General features: G+C 40.3%; 9 protein-coding genes and 1 pseudogene. 8 read left to right on the top strand and 2 right to left on the bottom strand.

From position 1 onward, the window contains the following. Positions 1–119: 119 nt before the first annotated feature. The 6 genes and pseudogenes from IV514_RS10225 to IV514_RS10200 all read left to right on the top strand — a co-directional run bounded on the left by IV514_RS10225 (position 120) and on the right by IV514_RS10200 (position 10,715). Positions 120–605 (top strand): DUF411 domain-containing protein, encoded by a 486-nt coding sequence (locus IV514_RS10225; RefSeq protein WP_206485119.1) that lies wholly within the window; start codon positions 120–122, stop codon positions 603–605. After that, positions 605–2,005: a TolC family protein gene (locus IV514_RS10220; RefSeq protein WP_206485118.1), complete on the top strand. Its 1,401-nt coding sequence runs from the start codon at positions 605–607 to the stop codon at positions 2,003–2,005. Before IV514_RS10225 ends, IV514_RS10220 begins: the two co-directional genes overlap by 1 nt. Next, the gene (locus tag IV514_RS10215; protein ID WP_206485117.1) at positions 2,005–3,765 is read left to right on the top strand and encodes an efflux RND transporter periplasmic adaptor subunit; all 1,761 of its coding nucleotides are present in this window, start codon (positions 2,005–2,007) and stop codon (positions 3,763–3,765) included. Before IV514_RS10220 ends, IV514_RS10215 begins: the two co-directional genes overlap by 1 nt. 15 nt (positions 3,766–3,780) lie before the next feature. After that, positions 3,781–6,882: pseudogene (locus tag IV514_RS10210) on the top strand (CusA/CzcA family heavy metal efflux RND transporter); the annotation flags it as partial. A 767-nt stretch (positions 6,883–7,649) separates the two neighbouring features. Beyond that, on the top strand, positions 7,650–9,473 hold the full coding sequence (locus IV514_RS10205) for a 2Fe-2S iron-sulfur cluster-binding protein (RefSeq protein ID WP_206485115.1): 1,824 nt from the start codon (positions 7,650–7,652) through the stop codon (positions 9,471–9,473). 150 nt (positions 9,474–9,623) lie between these two features. Next, entirely contained in the window at positions 9,624–10,715 is a 1,092-nt protein-coding gene (locus tag IV514_RS10200; protein WP_206485114.1) for a hypothetical protein, read from the top strand. A gap of 57 nt (positions 10,716–10,772) precedes the next feature. On the opposite strand, the gene IV514_RS10195 is transcribed toward IV514_RS10200, so the two are convergent. Both IV514_RS10195 and IV514_RS10190 read right to left on the bottom strand, forming a co-directional pair. Next, complete coding sequence (locus IV514_RS10195; protein ID WP_206485113.1) at positions 10,773–11,477, bottom strand: UTRA domain-containing protein; 705 nt, start codon at positions 11,475–11,477, stop codon at positions 10,773–10,775. A gap of 105 nt (positions 11,478–11,582) precedes the next feature. Next, positions 11,583–14,258, bottom strand: coding sequence for a TonB-dependent receptor (locus IV514_RS10190; protein ID WP_206485112.1), 2,676 nt, complete (start codon positions 14,256–14,258; stop codon positions 11,583–11,585). Positions 14,259–14,555: 297 nt separating this feature from the next. Here IV514_RS10190 and IV514_RS10185 point away from each other — a divergent pair, with 297 nt between their 5' ends. Together IV514_RS10185 and IV514_RS10180 are read left to right on the top strand one after the other, a co-directional pair. Further along, entirely contained in the window at positions 14,556–14,903 is a 348-nt protein-coding gene (locus IV514_RS10185) for a copper resistance CopC family protein (RefSeq protein WP_206485111.1), read from the top strand. 18 nt (positions 14,904–14,921) lie between these two features. Then, positions 14,922–15,821, top strand: a complete 900-nt coding sequence (locus IV514_RS10180; RefSeq protein WP_206485110.1) for a CopD family protein — start codon at positions 14,922–14,924, stop codon at positions 15,819–15,821. The last annotated feature ends 60 nt before the right edge of the window (positions 15,822–15,881 follow it).

Here is a 15,881-nt window from a genome sequence, read left to right as displayed (position 1 = left end):
AGGATCAGTGCGCCTAATTTTTACTAAGTATTATTCTTGCGCACAAAAATAACTTTTCTTGTTAATACATTTTAGCGTGATTGCGCCAAAATAATGTCCAGCATAGTCTGGAGGCGAAAATGATAAAAAGATATATAACTATTGCAGCAATGTTGCTGTGCTTACCGGTGTTAGCTCAGGCTAATGAAAATAAAACACACACATCACCTATTGAGTTAATGGTGTATAAAACGCCAACTTGTGGGTGTTGTAAGAAATGGATATCGCATATTGAAGATGAAGGTATTATTGCGTATTCAAAGAACTTCCACAACATTAGCCCTATTAAATCAAAGCTAGGTATAAAGCCCAACTATCGTTCTTGTCATACGGCGGTGAGCAAAGAAGGCTTTGTTTTTGAAGGACATGTGCCTGCAAAATATATTCAACAATTTCTGTCTGAAAAACATTCTAATGCCATTGGTTTGTCGGTGCCTGCCATGCCTGTTGGCTCGCCTGGCATGGAAGTGAGTGATCGTTTCATGCCTTATAACATACTCATTCTTTTTAATGATGGCACCAGTGAGGTTTATCACAAAGTGAATAGTTATGAGGAGCAGTTTTAATGAAAGTTAGTTATTTAGGGTTGTCGAAGCTAACGTTTGCTTTGATGGTTGGTATGTCGGCTGTTACCGCTCAAGCTAAAAGTGTGATATCACTTGAGCAAGCAATTACACTGGCTCAACAAAACGACCCTTGGCTGCATGATAGCCGATTAAAGCAAAAAGCCGTTGAATATCGTAGTGTTGCTGCTGGTACGTTGCCAGATCCTAGAGTGTCTCTTGGTATGATGAACCTACCCACCAATACTTGGGACCTTGATCAAGAAGCGATGACGCAGCTTAAGGTTGGTGTTTCCCAAATGTTGCCCAGAGGCGATAGTTTAGCGATCAAACAAAATCAACTTAAAATTGAGTCTTCAAAATTTCCATTATTACGGGAGAAGCGTAAAGCTCAGTTAAAAAGCAAGGTTTCTGAAATTTGGTTAGATATCTATTTAGCGCAACAGACAATTGCGCTCATTGAAAAAGATAGCGCTTTGTTCGATCAAATGGCCGAGGTTGCAAAGGCGAGCTATTCCAATGCAATCGGCAAAACTCGCCAACAAGATGTGATCAGAGCTCAACTTGAAATCATCCAATTGGAGGATCGATTGACGGTTGAAAAACAAAAGTTAGAAAGCGCAATGGCACGCTTAAATGAATGGCTGCATATCTATGATGACAGCAATTTAGCACAGGCTTTCAACTTTGATACTCAACCTATGTCGTTTGAAGTTTCTGAGCAGCTGCCAGTGATATCGTTAGCAGCCCCTGCGTTATTAAGGCCATCACAGTATTCACGTAATCGTTTGGCGAAAGAGCTGGCAAAACACCCGGCGCTTCTTACCATCGATGTTAAGCAAAAGGTGGTAGAAAAAGGTGTGGCGTTAGCTAAACAGCAGTATCAACCGCAGTGGGGACTTAATGCTAGTTATGCTTACCGCGATGATATGCCGTCAGGGAATAGCCGAGCGGATTTATTTTCTGTCGGTGTTACCTTTGATTTACCGTTATTTACTGCAAATAAGCAAGACAAGCAGGTTGCTGCATCTATCGCTGAGTCTGAAGCGGTAAAAACTGAAAAGCTACTATTAATCAAACAAATGATCAGTGCAGTTGAGAAAGAGCTAAAACAACTCAATCGTCTTTCACAAAGACAATCTCTATATCAAAAGCAGTTGCTTAAACAAACACATGATCAAGCTGAAGCTTCATTAACCGCATATACCAACGACGATGGTGATTTTGCTGAAGTTGTTCGGGCGAGAATTGCAGAGCTTAATGCGAGAATATCGGCATTACGAATTGACGTTGAACTACTCAAAACCGTTGCACGGATTAATTACTTTTTTGCTCAGTCAACCGCTGACCATCATGGGTTAACTAACCCAGCGCTATCGAACACATTTGGGGAAGAAAAATAATGTCAACCAATACAAAATTACTTATCGCTGCTGTCATTGGTGCCGCAATCGGGGCTGGATCAATATCGACTTTTCAAAATAGCAATTCAGAGGAGAATAATGCTGACACGGGTGCTGTAGAGAAAAAACCGCTTTATTGGGTTGCGCCAATGGATGCCAATTATCGTCGGGATAAACCGGGTAAATCTCCTATGGGCATGGATCTTATTCCAGTTTATGACGAAGCTTCATCCAATGATGATTTTGGCCCAGGTGCCGTTAAAATAGCCCCTCATGTGATTAATAATTTAGGTGTTCGAACTGCACCGGTAGAACTAAAAAATATGCATACTGAGATCTCAACGGTAGGATATGTTCAGTATGATGAAGACAAATTAGTACATATTCATCCACGTGTGGATGGTTGGATTGAAAAGCTCTATGTTAAAGCCGCAGGTAACCCTGTGGAAAAAGGGCAGCCACTCTATACGCTTTATTCGCCACAATTAGTTAATGCGCAAGAAGAGTTTTTGATTGCACTAAAGCGGCAAAATCGCTCACTTATCGATGCGGCAAGAGAGCGCTTAAAGGCGTTGCAACTTTCGTTAGAGTTTATTCAAACACTTGAAAAAACACGTAAGGTAACGCAAAACATTACCTTCTATTCGCCTCAAGCGGGTGTGGTTGATGGCTTAAAAATAAGAGAAGGCTTTTTTGTTAAGCCAGGAAATACCTTGTTTAGCATTGGCAAGTTAGATCAAGTATGGGTTGAGGCGGAAGTGTTTGAACGTGATGTTGCGCAGATTGAAAAGGGCTTGCCAGTTTCTATGACCCTTGATTATTTACCAAGCCGGGAATGGACTGGCGTGGTGGATTATGTTTATCCAACATTGAACAGTAAAACACGCACCCTTCGGGTGAGATTAAAATTTGATAACTCAGACCTCCAATTAAAACCCAATATGTTTGCGCAAATCTCTATCCATGCCAATCAAGCCCAAAGTGCGTTAGTTGTTCCTAAAGAAGCGGTTATTCGCACAGGTAAACAAGACAGGGTTGTGGTTGCCTTGGGTGAAGGTCAATTTAAATCAGTCGAAGTCACCATTGGTCGGGTAGATAATAACAATATTGAAATTCTAGCGGGCTTATCTGAAGACGATGTTGTGGTAACTTCTGCACAATTTTTAATTGACTCAGAATCAAGTAAGTCATCAGATTTTAAGCGTATGACTCATGACGAAGAGCCTAATTCAGTGTGGGTGCAGGGACAAGTGAACAGTGTCATGACAGATCATCGCATGGTGAATGTTTCTCATGATCCGGTTGAAGCTTGGAATTGGCCTGAAATGGTCATGGATTTTAATGTGGCAGACAATGTCGATATGGACGCATTAACTTCTGGACAGTCGCTTCATTTTGAAGTGAGTAAAACAAGCGATGGTGGATATGAAATTACTACCATTCATATTATGGCTGAGCCTGAAGAAGGCAGTGATGACGTCGCCATGGCAACGGTCAATGGGGTGATAAATACAATTGATCATCAAAATCGTATTGTTAATATCAGCCGAGCTGCCATTGAAAAATGGGACAGACCCGCTGCGACCATGGATTTTATCGTCACTGAGGGCGTATCAATGGCAGATTTCAATCCTGGTGATGAGATCTCATTTACTTTTGAAGTGCACGATGAGCTCATTATCACCGAAATCTCACATGTCACTATAAAGCAAAACAGCCATGAGCAAACCTCAGGTGTTGTTGATCACACCAACCATTAATTGAGGAAAACGACTATGATTGAATCAATTATTAGGTGGTCAATAGGCAATCGTTTTTTTGTCGTACTTGCTACTTTAATTTTAATTGGTGGTGGGCTGTTTTCATTAAAGAACACTCCCGTAGATGCTATACCTGATTTATCTGATGTGCAGGTGATCATTAAAACCAATTATCCAGGTCAAGCACCTCAAGTGGTGCAAGATCAGGTGACTTACCCATTAACTACTGCGATGTTGTCGGTGCCGGGCGCCGTCACTGTTCGTGGTTATTCCTTTTTTGGTGATTCATTTGTCTATGTGATATTTGATGAAGATACCGATCTGTACTGGGCGAGAAGCCGAGTGCTTGAATATTTAAGCCAGGTGGCTCCATCACTACCGGCTACTGCTCGGCCGCAGCTTGGGCCTGATGCGACAGGCGTTGGTTGGGTATATTTATATTCGTTAATCGATAAAACAGGCAACTTAGATATTAGCCAGTTACGTAGTTTGCAAGACTGGTTCCTAAAGTATGAATTACAAACGGTTCCTGGCGTGTCAGAAGTTGCTGCTATCGGTGGTATGGTGAAGCAATATCAGGTTCAAGTGGATCCTGACAAACTGCGAGCCTACGATGTGCCATTAAGCCATATTCAGACAGCCCTTAAGCGCGGTAACCAAGAAACGGGCGCCTCTGTGGTGGAAATGGCGGAAGCTGAATATATGGTGACAGCTTCGGGGTACATTAAAAGTCTTGCAGACATTGAATTGATTCCTTTAGGGATTAATTCACAAGGAACACCACTAACCATTGGTGATGTAGCTCAAGTTACTCTTGGGCCGCAGATGAGACGTGGCATAGCTGAGCTTAATGGTGAAGGGGAAGTTGTCGGTGGTGTTGTGGTGATGCGTTTTGGTGAAAATGCGCAAAAAACCATTGATGGTGTTAAAGCTAAATTAGAAGACTTAAAAAAAGGTTTACCTGAAGGGGTTGAAATCGTCACCGTATATGATCGTTCTGGCTTGATTGGTGAAGCAGTGGAAAACCTTTGGTACAAGCTATTAGAAGAATTCATTGTTGTTGCCTTAGTTTGTATTGTGTTCTTGTTCCATGTTCGCTCCTCATTGGTGGCTATTTTTAGTTTACCTGTTGGTATTCTAGCTGCATTTATTGTCATGCATATGCAAGGTATTAACGCCAATATTATGTCTCTAGGTGGTATAGCCATTGCCATAGGAGCCATGATTGATGGTGCTATCGTGATGATTGAAAATATGCATAAGCATATGGAGAAAACGCCGTTAACCAAGGAAAATCGTTGGCAAATTGTGGCAGAATCTGCCAGTGAAGTGGGACCTGCGTTATTCTTTTCATTATTGATTATTACCGTCTCGTTTGTGCCTGTATTTACTTTAGAAGCACAAGAAGGACGCATGTTTTCACCATTAGCATTTACTAAAACTTATGCAATGGCCGCTTCGGCAGCGCTTGCTATTACATTAGTACCAGTATTAATGGGCTATTTCATCCGAGGCAAAGTATTACCTGAACACAAAAACCCGGTGAATAGAGTGTTGACGGCGGTTTATATGCCAGCGTTAAAGCTAGTGTTGAAATTTCCTAAGTCCACTATAGTTGCAGCATTATTGGTCACTGTCGTCGGTTTTTGGCCGGTTAATAAAATTGGTAGTGAGTTTATACCGCCATTAGATGAAGGCGATTTAATGTACATGCCGACTACCTATCCGGGAATTTCTATTGGTAAAGCGCGTGAGTTATTACAGCAAACTGACAAGTTGATTAAAACTGTGCCAGAGGTAGAAACGGTATTTGGTAAGGTTGGGCGTGCAGAAACGGCAACAGATCCAGCGCCATTAACTATGATTGAAACCTTTATTCAATTAAAGCCTCGTTCGCAGTGGCGAGAAGGCGTGACCACCGAAAGCTTGAAAAAAGAGTTTGATAAATTAGTGAAATTTCCGGGCTTAACCAATGCTTGGGTAATGCCAATTAAAACACGGATAGACATGTTAGCTACAGGGATCAAAACCCCTGTGGGGATCAAAATCGCAGGTTCAGATCTTTCCGTCATTCAAGATATTGGCAAGCAGCTTGAAATCATCATGATGGATATTGATGGTACTGCGTCTGTTTATTCTGAACGTGTTGCCGGTGGTCGCTATCTTAAGGTTGATATTAAGCGCGAAAAGGCTGCAAGGTATGGGCTTAATATCGCTGATGTCCAACAAGTGGTAGCGTCAGCTATTGGTGGCATGAATGTTACCCAAACAGTTGAAGGGCAAGAGCGATATCCGGTTAATTTACGTTACCCACAAGATTACCGTGATTCACCTGAGCAACTAGCAAGGTTACCAATTGTCACACCAAACGGTATGCGTATTTCACTGGCCGATGTCGCAGATGTCTATGTAGCAGATGGACCTCCAGGCATTAAAAGTGAGAATGCGCGGATCAATGGTTGGGTGTTTGTTGATATCGATGGTGTAGATGTCGGTACCTATGTTCAACAGGCGCAACAGGTAGTTGCTGATAAATTAGTATTACCTGCAGGCTATTCAATTACATGGTCTGGGCAGTATGAATACATGCTACGCGCTAAGGAAAAACTAACCTATGTTGTTCCGTTAACATTAGCGATCATCATTATTTTACTGTATTTAAACTTCAGAAATTTTGTTGAAGTAGCCATTATCATGGGCACCTTGCCACTCGCCATGATTGGCAGTATCTGGCTAATGTATTTACAGGGCTTCAATTTTTCAGTGGCAGTTGGTGTCGGCTTTATTGCCCTTGCTGGGGTTGCTGTTGAAATAGGCGTGATCATGTTGGTGTATTTAAACCAATCGTTTAATGCGCTAAAGGAACGCTGTCTGGCTGATAACAGCACTCCAACGGTGTCAGATTTGCAAGAAGCCGTGTTGCAAGGGGCTGGTATGCGGGTACGACCTGTCATGATGACGGCAGCGGCGATCATCGTTGGTTTGCTACCGATATTATATGGGACGGGAGCTGGTTCTGAAGTGATGAGCCGAATTGCTGCGCCTATGGTAGGCGGTATGGCGAGTGCGGTTATTTTAACGTTATTGCTACTACCCGCAGTTTATTTTCTGTGGCGCTCAAGCGGATTAAAACCTCGCTCAACTGATACTTTCAGTCTGCTTAAAACAAGCCGAAAACTACATAAATGGCTGATGGCATTTATTGGGGCTCAGTTTGTTATTTGGTCGGTAACTGGCGCTTACATGGTATTTTTTGATATTGACTACATTCACGGTGACAGTTTAGTGCAGAATCACCAAACAAAACTGAATGTAGAAGATATTCATTATTCTCAGCAAGCGCTTTATCAAGCTTACCCTAATGCAGAAAAAATACAGTTAGCTAAATTTATTGACCGCGATGTATATCGCTTTAAGCAAGATGGCGTTCATTTCATTGTTGATGCTCAAAACGGTGAACTGCTATCTCCGTTATCTAAGCAGCAGGCAGTTAAAGCAGCGCAATTTGAGTATACCGGCTCAGGTGGTGTGGCCGAAGTCGAGTATATTGAAGATAACCCGCCGTTTGAATTGAGCCGCAGAGTACATGATGCTCTGCCGGCATGGCGCGTGAATTTTGATGATTTTGGTAGCCCTTCATTATATATCTCAGCACGCTCAGGTGCTTTACTGGCAAAGCGTCATGAGTGGTGGCGAATTTTCGACTGGATGTTCAGGTTCCATGTCATGGACTATGAAGACAGTGAAATTGATAACCAGTTATTATTTTGGTTCACCTTGTTAGGCATCTTTGCTGGCATTAGTGGCTTAATACTGACTTTCTATCGCGTATTTAAAACGAACAATAGTGATACTCAATTGGATGCAAAAGGGGGGAATATTTAATGGATTGGGTGAAAAAAATTCATAAATGGGCTTCCATTATCGTTGGTATCCAGTTTTTATTGTGGTTAGGTTCGGGGATTTATTTTAACTTGATGGATCACCATAAAGCGGGTGGCCATGCGTATCGTGCTAATGTAGAGAATAAAGTGGCACTTGATAAACAAAGGTTATTAGAGCCTAAGCAGATTCTTGCGCAAGCAAAAGCGGCGATATCTATTAATGTTACACAGTTATTAGGCCAGCCATATTACATTGTTAACCATGAAAAGGGGTTATATCCAAACTTTAAAAATGCCTATAGCTTGTATGATGCCTATACCGGTAGGGAAACTAAACTAGGCCGCGAAATGGCATCAAGTATCGCGATGCAGTCATATAATGGACCAGGTAAGATTGACAGTGTTCAATTAATACAACCTCCTATTGCTGATTTTCCTAAACAACAAAATGCGACTTGGCAAGTTAACTTTGCTGATGATCTTGATACCAGCGTATACATAGAAGCGGGATCTGGCCGTATAGTTGGTCATAGTGACGCTAATAAAAGGTTGGCAGACATATTTTTTATGCTCCATTTCATGGATTATGCTAATGAGGGGAGCTTTAATAATATTCCAATTATTATCTTTGCCTTTATTACGTTATGGCTGTCATTTACTGGGCTTATTTGGACGATTGATTTGCTTCAAAGGGGGCAGTATAAGCTGTCAGTGTTCTCCTCAAAACGAGCCATTAAAATATTTGATCAGCAACAGCAATCCTTGGGGCAAGTAACACTTTCTACTGCCACCAATGTACTTGATGGCTTAGTGGAACATGGCATTTCGTTACCATCAAGTTGTGGTGGTGGAGGAACCTGTGGGCGCTGTAAAGTGCTAATCAACCCACCTGCACCTCCGACATCTTCAGATTTGGCTCAATTTTCACAACAAGAGTTAGATCAAGGGTATCGTTTAGCCTGTCAGCACTTTTCAAATGACGTTCAGGATATGACATTATTTGATATAACCGATGCGAAGAAATTTAACTTAACGTTAGTTGCCAGTAAATTCTTAACTCCGGATATAAAAGAGCTGCGCTTTAAGACTGACGGTTTACCGTTAACTTATAAGGCAGGTGCCTTTATGCGATTTTTCATTCCAGAAGGAATTGGTTATTCGAAACCTCAAGAGATCCCAGAAGATTTTGCTTATTTTTGGGATACTATCGCTAACTACCAATATCCAAGAAAAGCCAGTTCAAGAAACTATTCCATGGCATCTGCTTGTCAGCAATCAGATGAATTAGTTTTTGCTATCAAGTATCAACGAGCTCCAGAAGAAGGGGTACCTTCTGGGCTAGGTTCAAGCTACATGTGTAACCTAGCTGTTGGTGAATCTGTTGAAGCGCTAGGGCCATTTGAAGAATTTTACGCTGATGCAAGCTATGCTGGACCTATGATTTTTATAGGTGCTGGTTCGGGTATGGCACCATTAAGAGCAATTATTATTGAAAAATTGCTGGTACAAAATACTCAACAGCCTATCCATTTTTATTTTGGCGCAAGAAATGAAGAAGATTTATTGTACAAAGATGAATTTTTTGCGCTGAGCCAACAATATGAAAACTTTCATTTCACACCGGTACTTTCTGGTGAACCGGACGATTGGTTAGGCGCGACAGGATATGCACAGCAAGTGTTATTTACTAATTTTGCTCAAAAAACGTTGCTTTCTGCACAATTTTACCTGTGTGGACCAACAGGGATGATGGATGAAACCATGTCAAAATTAAAGAAGATTGGTGTTACAAATGAAGCGATTCATTATGATAGTTTTCTATAAAATGAGGCCGAAAAATAGTCAGTGAGTTATTTAATACGGTTGTCTCCTTTTAAAGGAGAGCAATCGTGTTAATGTACTATGTCTGTACTTATTTGGTTACAGAGTCAGTTAAGCTATTTAGGGAAAGTAATAGAGTCAAGGGATTATACTATGGTTAAATTTTTAGTGACTATCATGTTCTTGTTTGGATCAGCAATTGGTAGTGCTGCTTCGCTGAATTTAGAAATGGATAAAATTAATGAGGGGATTAGCCAGAAACCCGAACAATATTTTTATGAACTACAAGCTCAACTAAATGACGATATCTCTATATATGAAAAAGTAAAATTACAAGTCATTATCTCTGAACTTGCTTATTACATCGATCAACCTGAAAAGATACTTTACTTTGTACAAGAAGCGATTTCTTCGGGCGTATTAAATGACTTTTGGTATACAAGAGCCTTGATCAATAAATCAAGAGGGCATTTTCAAAGAAGAGAAAGTAATCTTCACCTGATCACTGCTCAAATGGCTTATGTAAAAGCAAAAAGCATTGGCGAGCCTAGTTTAGAGACCGCAGCTTTGCTCGAAGTGATTTTAGCAAATATACAACTGAATAAAGACTCTCAAAGAGCACATAACCTAAAACTGGTTAAGAAATATTTATCTTTTCTAGATGACGATCTTTATAAAGCGATATTGCTTCAAAGGTATACAACAATTTTAAGAAGCCTAGAGCGTTTTGAGGAAGCGTCTAAGATTTCGCAAGATACTATTAAAATCTTCAAGCAATTAGGTAGCTTACATTTTACCTCAATCAGCTACTACAATTTCGCAAGAGTAGAGGAATTTAGAGGAAATTTTCAAGCAGCACTTAAAGCAATGGAGTTGTCATACCGATGGGCGTTAAAAGATAATAATTATTTGAATCAAGCTTTTTCATTGACAAGAATGGCACAGTATCAAGAAAAACTTCAGCTGGTTGAGGATGCTGAAAAATCTCTTTTATTGGCTCAGCAAAGCGCGTTTAAGACGCAATCATCGAGAGTGCAGTTACTGATGTATAAAAATATTGCAGAGTTTTCATGCCGTCTTCACGATGATACATGCTATAGCAAATTTGAAACCGCGATAGAGCATGCTAATGCCAATAACCTTAAACAAGATAAAGTTGAGTTACAAAGACAGTTATCTAAAATTTATGCGACTAATGGTCAATATCAAAAGGCATATGAGGTACTGTCTTCTACGATAGATTGAACTAAATGTATGCTTAAACACGCTTTGACGCTATTTCTTATACAAACTTGAGGTTGATTAGATAGATACTAGTTTACCCGTAAGTTGAAAGGTATTACCAGGGTGGTAAAGGTTGGCAAAACTTACAGTGCCTTCGCCGGAGAGCGTCACTCGCGTTATTTTAAGACACGGAACAGAATCCGACATTTCTAAGTGATGTTTTAACACCCCTTGCGGCATAATTGCTTCTATCGATATTTCTGCGCTGGTTAACGGTAAGATACTATTGAGGTATTCAGTGCAGGTTAATTTACTAAAGTCTTGATTGATAAAATTGGGTGCTAACGCGGTATTGACGTAACGCTCTTCTAGTTGAAACGGCCGGTCGTCTTCTAAATGTAAGATCACAATTCTAACTACCTCTGCTTCGGCTGTTAGTTTTAACGATTTTAATACTTTTTCATTCGGGCGCATCAGCACTTTGCTAAGCACTACGCTAGTGTGTTTATGTCCTCGTTCAGCGATTTCTAGCGAGATATTTCTAATCTCTAAAAATGAGCTTTGCACTTTAATTGGTGCGACAAAAGTACCAACACTTGGACGACGATAAAGTACCCCATCTTGGACAAGCTGCTCGATAGATTTACGCACTGTCATACGACTCGTCGACAGTATATCTGCTAAATCATTCTCTGATGGCAGTTTTTCATTTTCTGCCCATTTGCCATTATTAATTTCTGTTAAAATGAAATTACTTATTTCTTTATATTTTGGTAGCAGCATAGCCTACAACAACATCCAATATTAATTTATAAATTATAGCTTTGCATAAAGATAAGCTCACCAATAATGGTGAGCTTATTTTGCTCTCAAGACATAAACTTCAAATTAAAATTTGTAATTTAGTCTTACAAAACCTCTGCGACCAATAAGATCATATGTCATTACGTCGGTATTAGCATCATTCCAAGAGGTGAGGTATGGTGCTTTTTTATCAAAGATATTATCGATACCAGCAGAAATTTTCAAATCTTCGGTGAGTTGATAATAACCTTGTACATCTGTATACAATACCGCATCAACAGACTTTCCAAGTGGATCAAAGTCTCCGCCATTTACGTCATCGGCTGCGCCAATGTATCGTACTGACACTCCTCCTGACCAATTATCTGCCATTACCGAGAAGTTAAAATTACTGCGCCATTTAGTATAGCTACCTTGATCTTCTGTAATATAGCCTACTTTGTCTATGGTCGGTTGACCAGCAAATGGTGTACTTTCATGTGTTAACAGACGGGTAATATCCAAAGTGGTTTTTGCGTGTAATCCTTGCAGTTCAAAGCGATAGTCCATATTTAGATCAACACCTGAGACATTTTCTGTCGCAGCATTTACTGGTCGTTGATTGATCTCAGTGACTTGTCGAGTCAATGGATGTCTGGTAAAAGTCCCGCAAAATTCAGAGTTACCGATTGGATCTTCATAACATAATTTAAGCATATCAGATCCATTCACTGACGTGATCGCTCCTTTCATGTCGATATCGAAATAGTCAACCGTCATTGAAAAACCATCAAGAAATTGCGGACTCCACACTAAACCAGCGGTTAGTGTGTCGGCTTCTTCAGGGCCTACTTCCGGGTTGCCACCCACATTAGTTAATACCGTTGTACCATCTTGAACAAAGTTTTCAGGGACATTATCGGCTAAACAATTCTTGGCAATAGCGCCTGTTGCATTTTCACAAGGGTCTATTGTTCTTAGGTTTTCACCATTTGTGCCGCCAAATTGCTCAGTGATAACTGGGGCGCGAAATGCAGTAGATTTTACCGTTCTGAGCATGACTTCTTCATTAATTTTCCACGTTAGACCAAGCTTGTACGTAGATTCTGCATCTAATGTGTCATAATCTGAATAACGAAATGCGACTTCGGCGTCTAACTTTTGAGCAAAACTTACGTCTTCTAATAGCGGAGCAGAAAATTCTACATAGGCTTCAGTAACACTAAATTCACCTGAAATTTCATCTTCTAAACCATTCGCAAGTACGGTTGAATCTGGATTTCTCCAGCCTTCTTCCCAACGTTTTTCGAGCCCCGCTGCGAAAGCAAAGGTACCCGCGGGTAATTCAAATAAATCACCGGCTAAGCTAGCACTCCAAGTGCGCATTTCATTACCGCCAGTGCCTTCACGACGATATTTTACGTAGTCTATAACTTCTTGACTCAGTTCATTGGCACCGAACCAGTCTCCACAAGGAATGCCATTACTATTATCGTAAGTACATATACTGTCATCTAAAGTTTGTTGAGCTTTTGCTGGATCTATATCGAATGTCCAGCCATCAGAGCCTGTATTTCGTCCGTAGTTGTAGGCAACTTCCCAGTACCAGCCATTATCAAATTCACCGTCTAAGCCTAGGACAATTCTCATGGTATCTGTTTCTTGGAAGAAATATGGTGCACCTAATTCAGAGTTACGTCGGCGCTGAAACTCAACTTGCTCACCTGTTGGGTTATACATGAAGTCTGCGTCAACAGTTATGCCGCCAAAACCATTTCGTGGTGTGACAATTTGCTGAGCTTTTCGCTTGGTGTACATTGCCTCATAAAAGACTTTCATTGAATCATTTATTTGGTAATTAGCAAAGTTTGCAATACTAACTCGTTCTAGCGGGCTGACCGCATTTAAGTATGGCAACCAATCAAACCCATGTTTGCTGCTGTCATAAGGTCCAAAGTCATTGCCGTGGGTTGCCGTATCAGGATCTTGGTTAAACTGTATCGCTGTTCCGTCTGGTAATAACGCGCGACCTCCTTCAGTAGTACCACTACCGAAACAGACAAGCTCTCCTTCTTCAGTACCATAGACAGGGCAATCAATTCGGTCTGATTGACGTACAGCTTCACTATTACTATAAGTTGCGTTGACAAAGAAGTTGCCTTTGTCAAAGTTTCCACCAAGACTCAAACTAACATCTTGACTTTCTCCATCGCCATCATCAGCCATACCTGTTTTGATATCTAACTCTGCACCGTCAAAGTCTTTTTTAGTGATGATGTTGACAACACCTGCCACAGCATCCGCGCCATAGACTGCAGATGCACCATCTTTAAGCACTTCTATTTGTTTAATAATAGAGGTAGGGATCATGTTTAAGTCAACAGAACTGTTTGCGCCTGTGCCACCAGCGACAATGCGTCTACCGTTAAGCAGTACTAGAGTTCGCTTAATTCCCATTCCTCTGAGGTTAACCTGTGCTGTACCATAACCGCCACTAGTCCAGTAAGCGTTGGTTTGGTTACCAGCAACACCTGCTGAAAAAGACATTTCTTGTAGTAGGTTTTCAACATTAGAAATTCCAGTAGCTAAAATTTGATCGGAGGTGATCACACTTACTGGACTGGCAGCTTCCATATCTGTTCTTTTAATTCTACTACCCGTAACCTGTATTTTTTCAATATCTTCTTCCATGCTTTGACTTTGGGGGCTTTCTTGAGCTACTACCGTACTTGAGCTAAGTAAAGCCAGGCATACTATTTTTGCAACTGGTGACAGTTTCATAAGGACTCCTGCTAGGTTTCTTGATAAATGTTTTATGTTATTTTTTATTGTTGTAGTATATACCGCTCTATTTTTATACAATAGATTTGTGGTATATACAACAGCTGTGTTGGAAAAGTTAACTAAAGTCATGTAATGATGATAAAGGGAAGGAAACATTATCATTCACTTCAGTTACTTATAATTTAATTGAAACTTTCCTGTTAGCTAGCTTGGTCAGCCACAACTTCATTTGAAATATTATATAAATTGAAGGTTGTTATTCTATTATATTTACTTGTTTTTACAGAGGTAGTCATGAATTTAATAATCAAATTTTTAATTGTTATCAGCTTAGCGATCAGTTCAACTGTTTTTGCACATGTACATCTTGAAAAAAGTGTGCCTGCGGACAGTGCGATGTTGATGAAAGCGCCTGAAGCATTGTCTTTAACCTTTAGCAAAGAGGTGCGCGTGGTTAAAGTGTCATTGAGAAATAACCAAGGTGATAAAATCAACTTTGGTTTTAAGCCGGTGAAAGCAGCAAGTAAGCAATTCTCTTGGCAACTGCCTAAGATGGCACCAGCAAGTTATACCGTTAATATCACTTTTTTAGGTAAAGACGGCCACAAGATGAAAGACAGCTTTGGCTTTATGGTCCATTAAGAGAATGGGGTAATTAGCATGGAAATGTATCTCTGGAATACCATAATAGTATTGTCAAAAATTATATTTTATCTTGGCTTCGCTAGTATTGCTGGATATACATTTTTCAATCTAGTGATGATTCAAGCTAAAATTAATGACAAATTGATGATAGAACAGTTGAATCAAAGTAACTGGGTGAAAGCTTCTTTGTTTACTGCTTTGATTGCTAATCTAGTTTGGTTCTTCGCCAGTACAGGAGCAATGGCCGAATCAGGCATTGAAGGTGCTTTTGCTCCGGATATGTTAGCCATTTTGTGGGATTCGACAGTTGGCGATGCTACTTTGCTTCGAAGCATTGGAGTAATGTTAGCGATATTAGCCTTGGTACCTTTTTTTCGCTCTACAGCGTTAAAAAATTACTTTAGACAAGCTACTTTTCTGTTAAGTGTGTTAACACTTACTTACTCATTTACCTTATTAGGGCATATCTCTGAGCTGGGTATGTTCGTACAAATATTGCTTATGTGTCATGTGCTGGCAATGGCTTGGTGGTTTGGCGCGCTTTACCCATTAAAACGAGCCTGTGATTTGTTGCAAGATGATAAACTTTATCAGTTAATGGAAACCTTCGGTAAGCAGGCAAGTGTGATGGTCAGTATATTGTTATTCGCAGGTCTGTGGATGGTGATACAACTAGTTGGCAGTATTGACGCACTATTAAGCTCAAGTTACGGGCAGATCATGTTGTTAAAGTTATTGTTTGTTATCGCTATTTTAGCTATCGCTGCTAAGCATAAATTGAAATTGGTGCCACAACTTAAACAGGGTGAAAGTCGAGCAATGTTATCTCGATCTATTAGGGTAGAAATGATCATAGCATTGATTATTTTGTCGATAACCGCAGTGTTAACCAGCGTTGTTGGCCCTGCAGATTAGAGTCAAACTAAAGTATTAAATTAATTAGGTCTTGTTGATCTTTCAAGTTTGTTTTTGCAG

The organism is Thalassotalea sp. G2M2-11, from assembly GCF_017168195.1.
In the GTDB taxonomy this organism is placed as follows: domain Bacteria; phylum Pseudomonadota; class Gammaproteobacteria; order Enterobacterales; family Alteromonadaceae; genus Thalassotalea_E.
This window is presented reverse-complemented; position numbering and strand designations above follow the sequence as displayed.

Bases quoted from the DNA above. Each gene is read 5' to 3' on its own strand.
- IV514_RS10225 (WP_206485119.1), top strand. From the start codon at position 120: ATGATAAAAAGATATATAACTATTGCAGCAATGTTGCTGTGCTTACCG.
- IV514_RS10220 (WP_206485118.1), top strand. From the start codon at position 605: ATGAAAGTTAGTTATTTAGGGTTGTCGAAGCTAACGTTTGCTTTGATG.
- IV514_RS10215 (WP_206485117.1), top strand. From the start codon at position 2,005: ATGTCAACCAATACAAAATTACTTATCGCTGCTGTCATTGGTGCCGCA.
- IV514_RS10205 (WP_206485115.1), top strand. From the start codon at position 7,650: ATGGATTGGGTGAAAAAAATTCATAAATGGGCTTCCATTATCGTTGGT.
- IV514_RS10200 (WP_206485114.1), top strand. From the start codon at position 9,624: ATGGTTAAATTTTTAGTGACTATCATGTTCTTGTTTGGATCAGCAATT.
- IV514_RS10195 (WP_206485113.1), bottom strand. From the start codon at position 11,477: ATGCTGCTACCAAAATATAAAGAAATAAGTAATTTCATTTTAACAGAA.
- IV514_RS10190 (WP_206485112.1), bottom strand. From the start codon at position 14,258: ATGAAACTGTCACCAGTTGCAAAAATAGTATGCCTGGCTTTACTTAGC.
- IV514_RS10185 (WP_206485111.1), top strand. From the start codon at position 14,556: ATGAATTTAATAATCAAATTTTTAATTGTTATCAGCTTAGCGATCAGT.
- IV514_RS10180 (WP_206485110.1), top strand. From the start codon at position 14,922: ATGGAAATGTATCTCTGGAATACCATAATAGTATTGTCAAAAATTATA.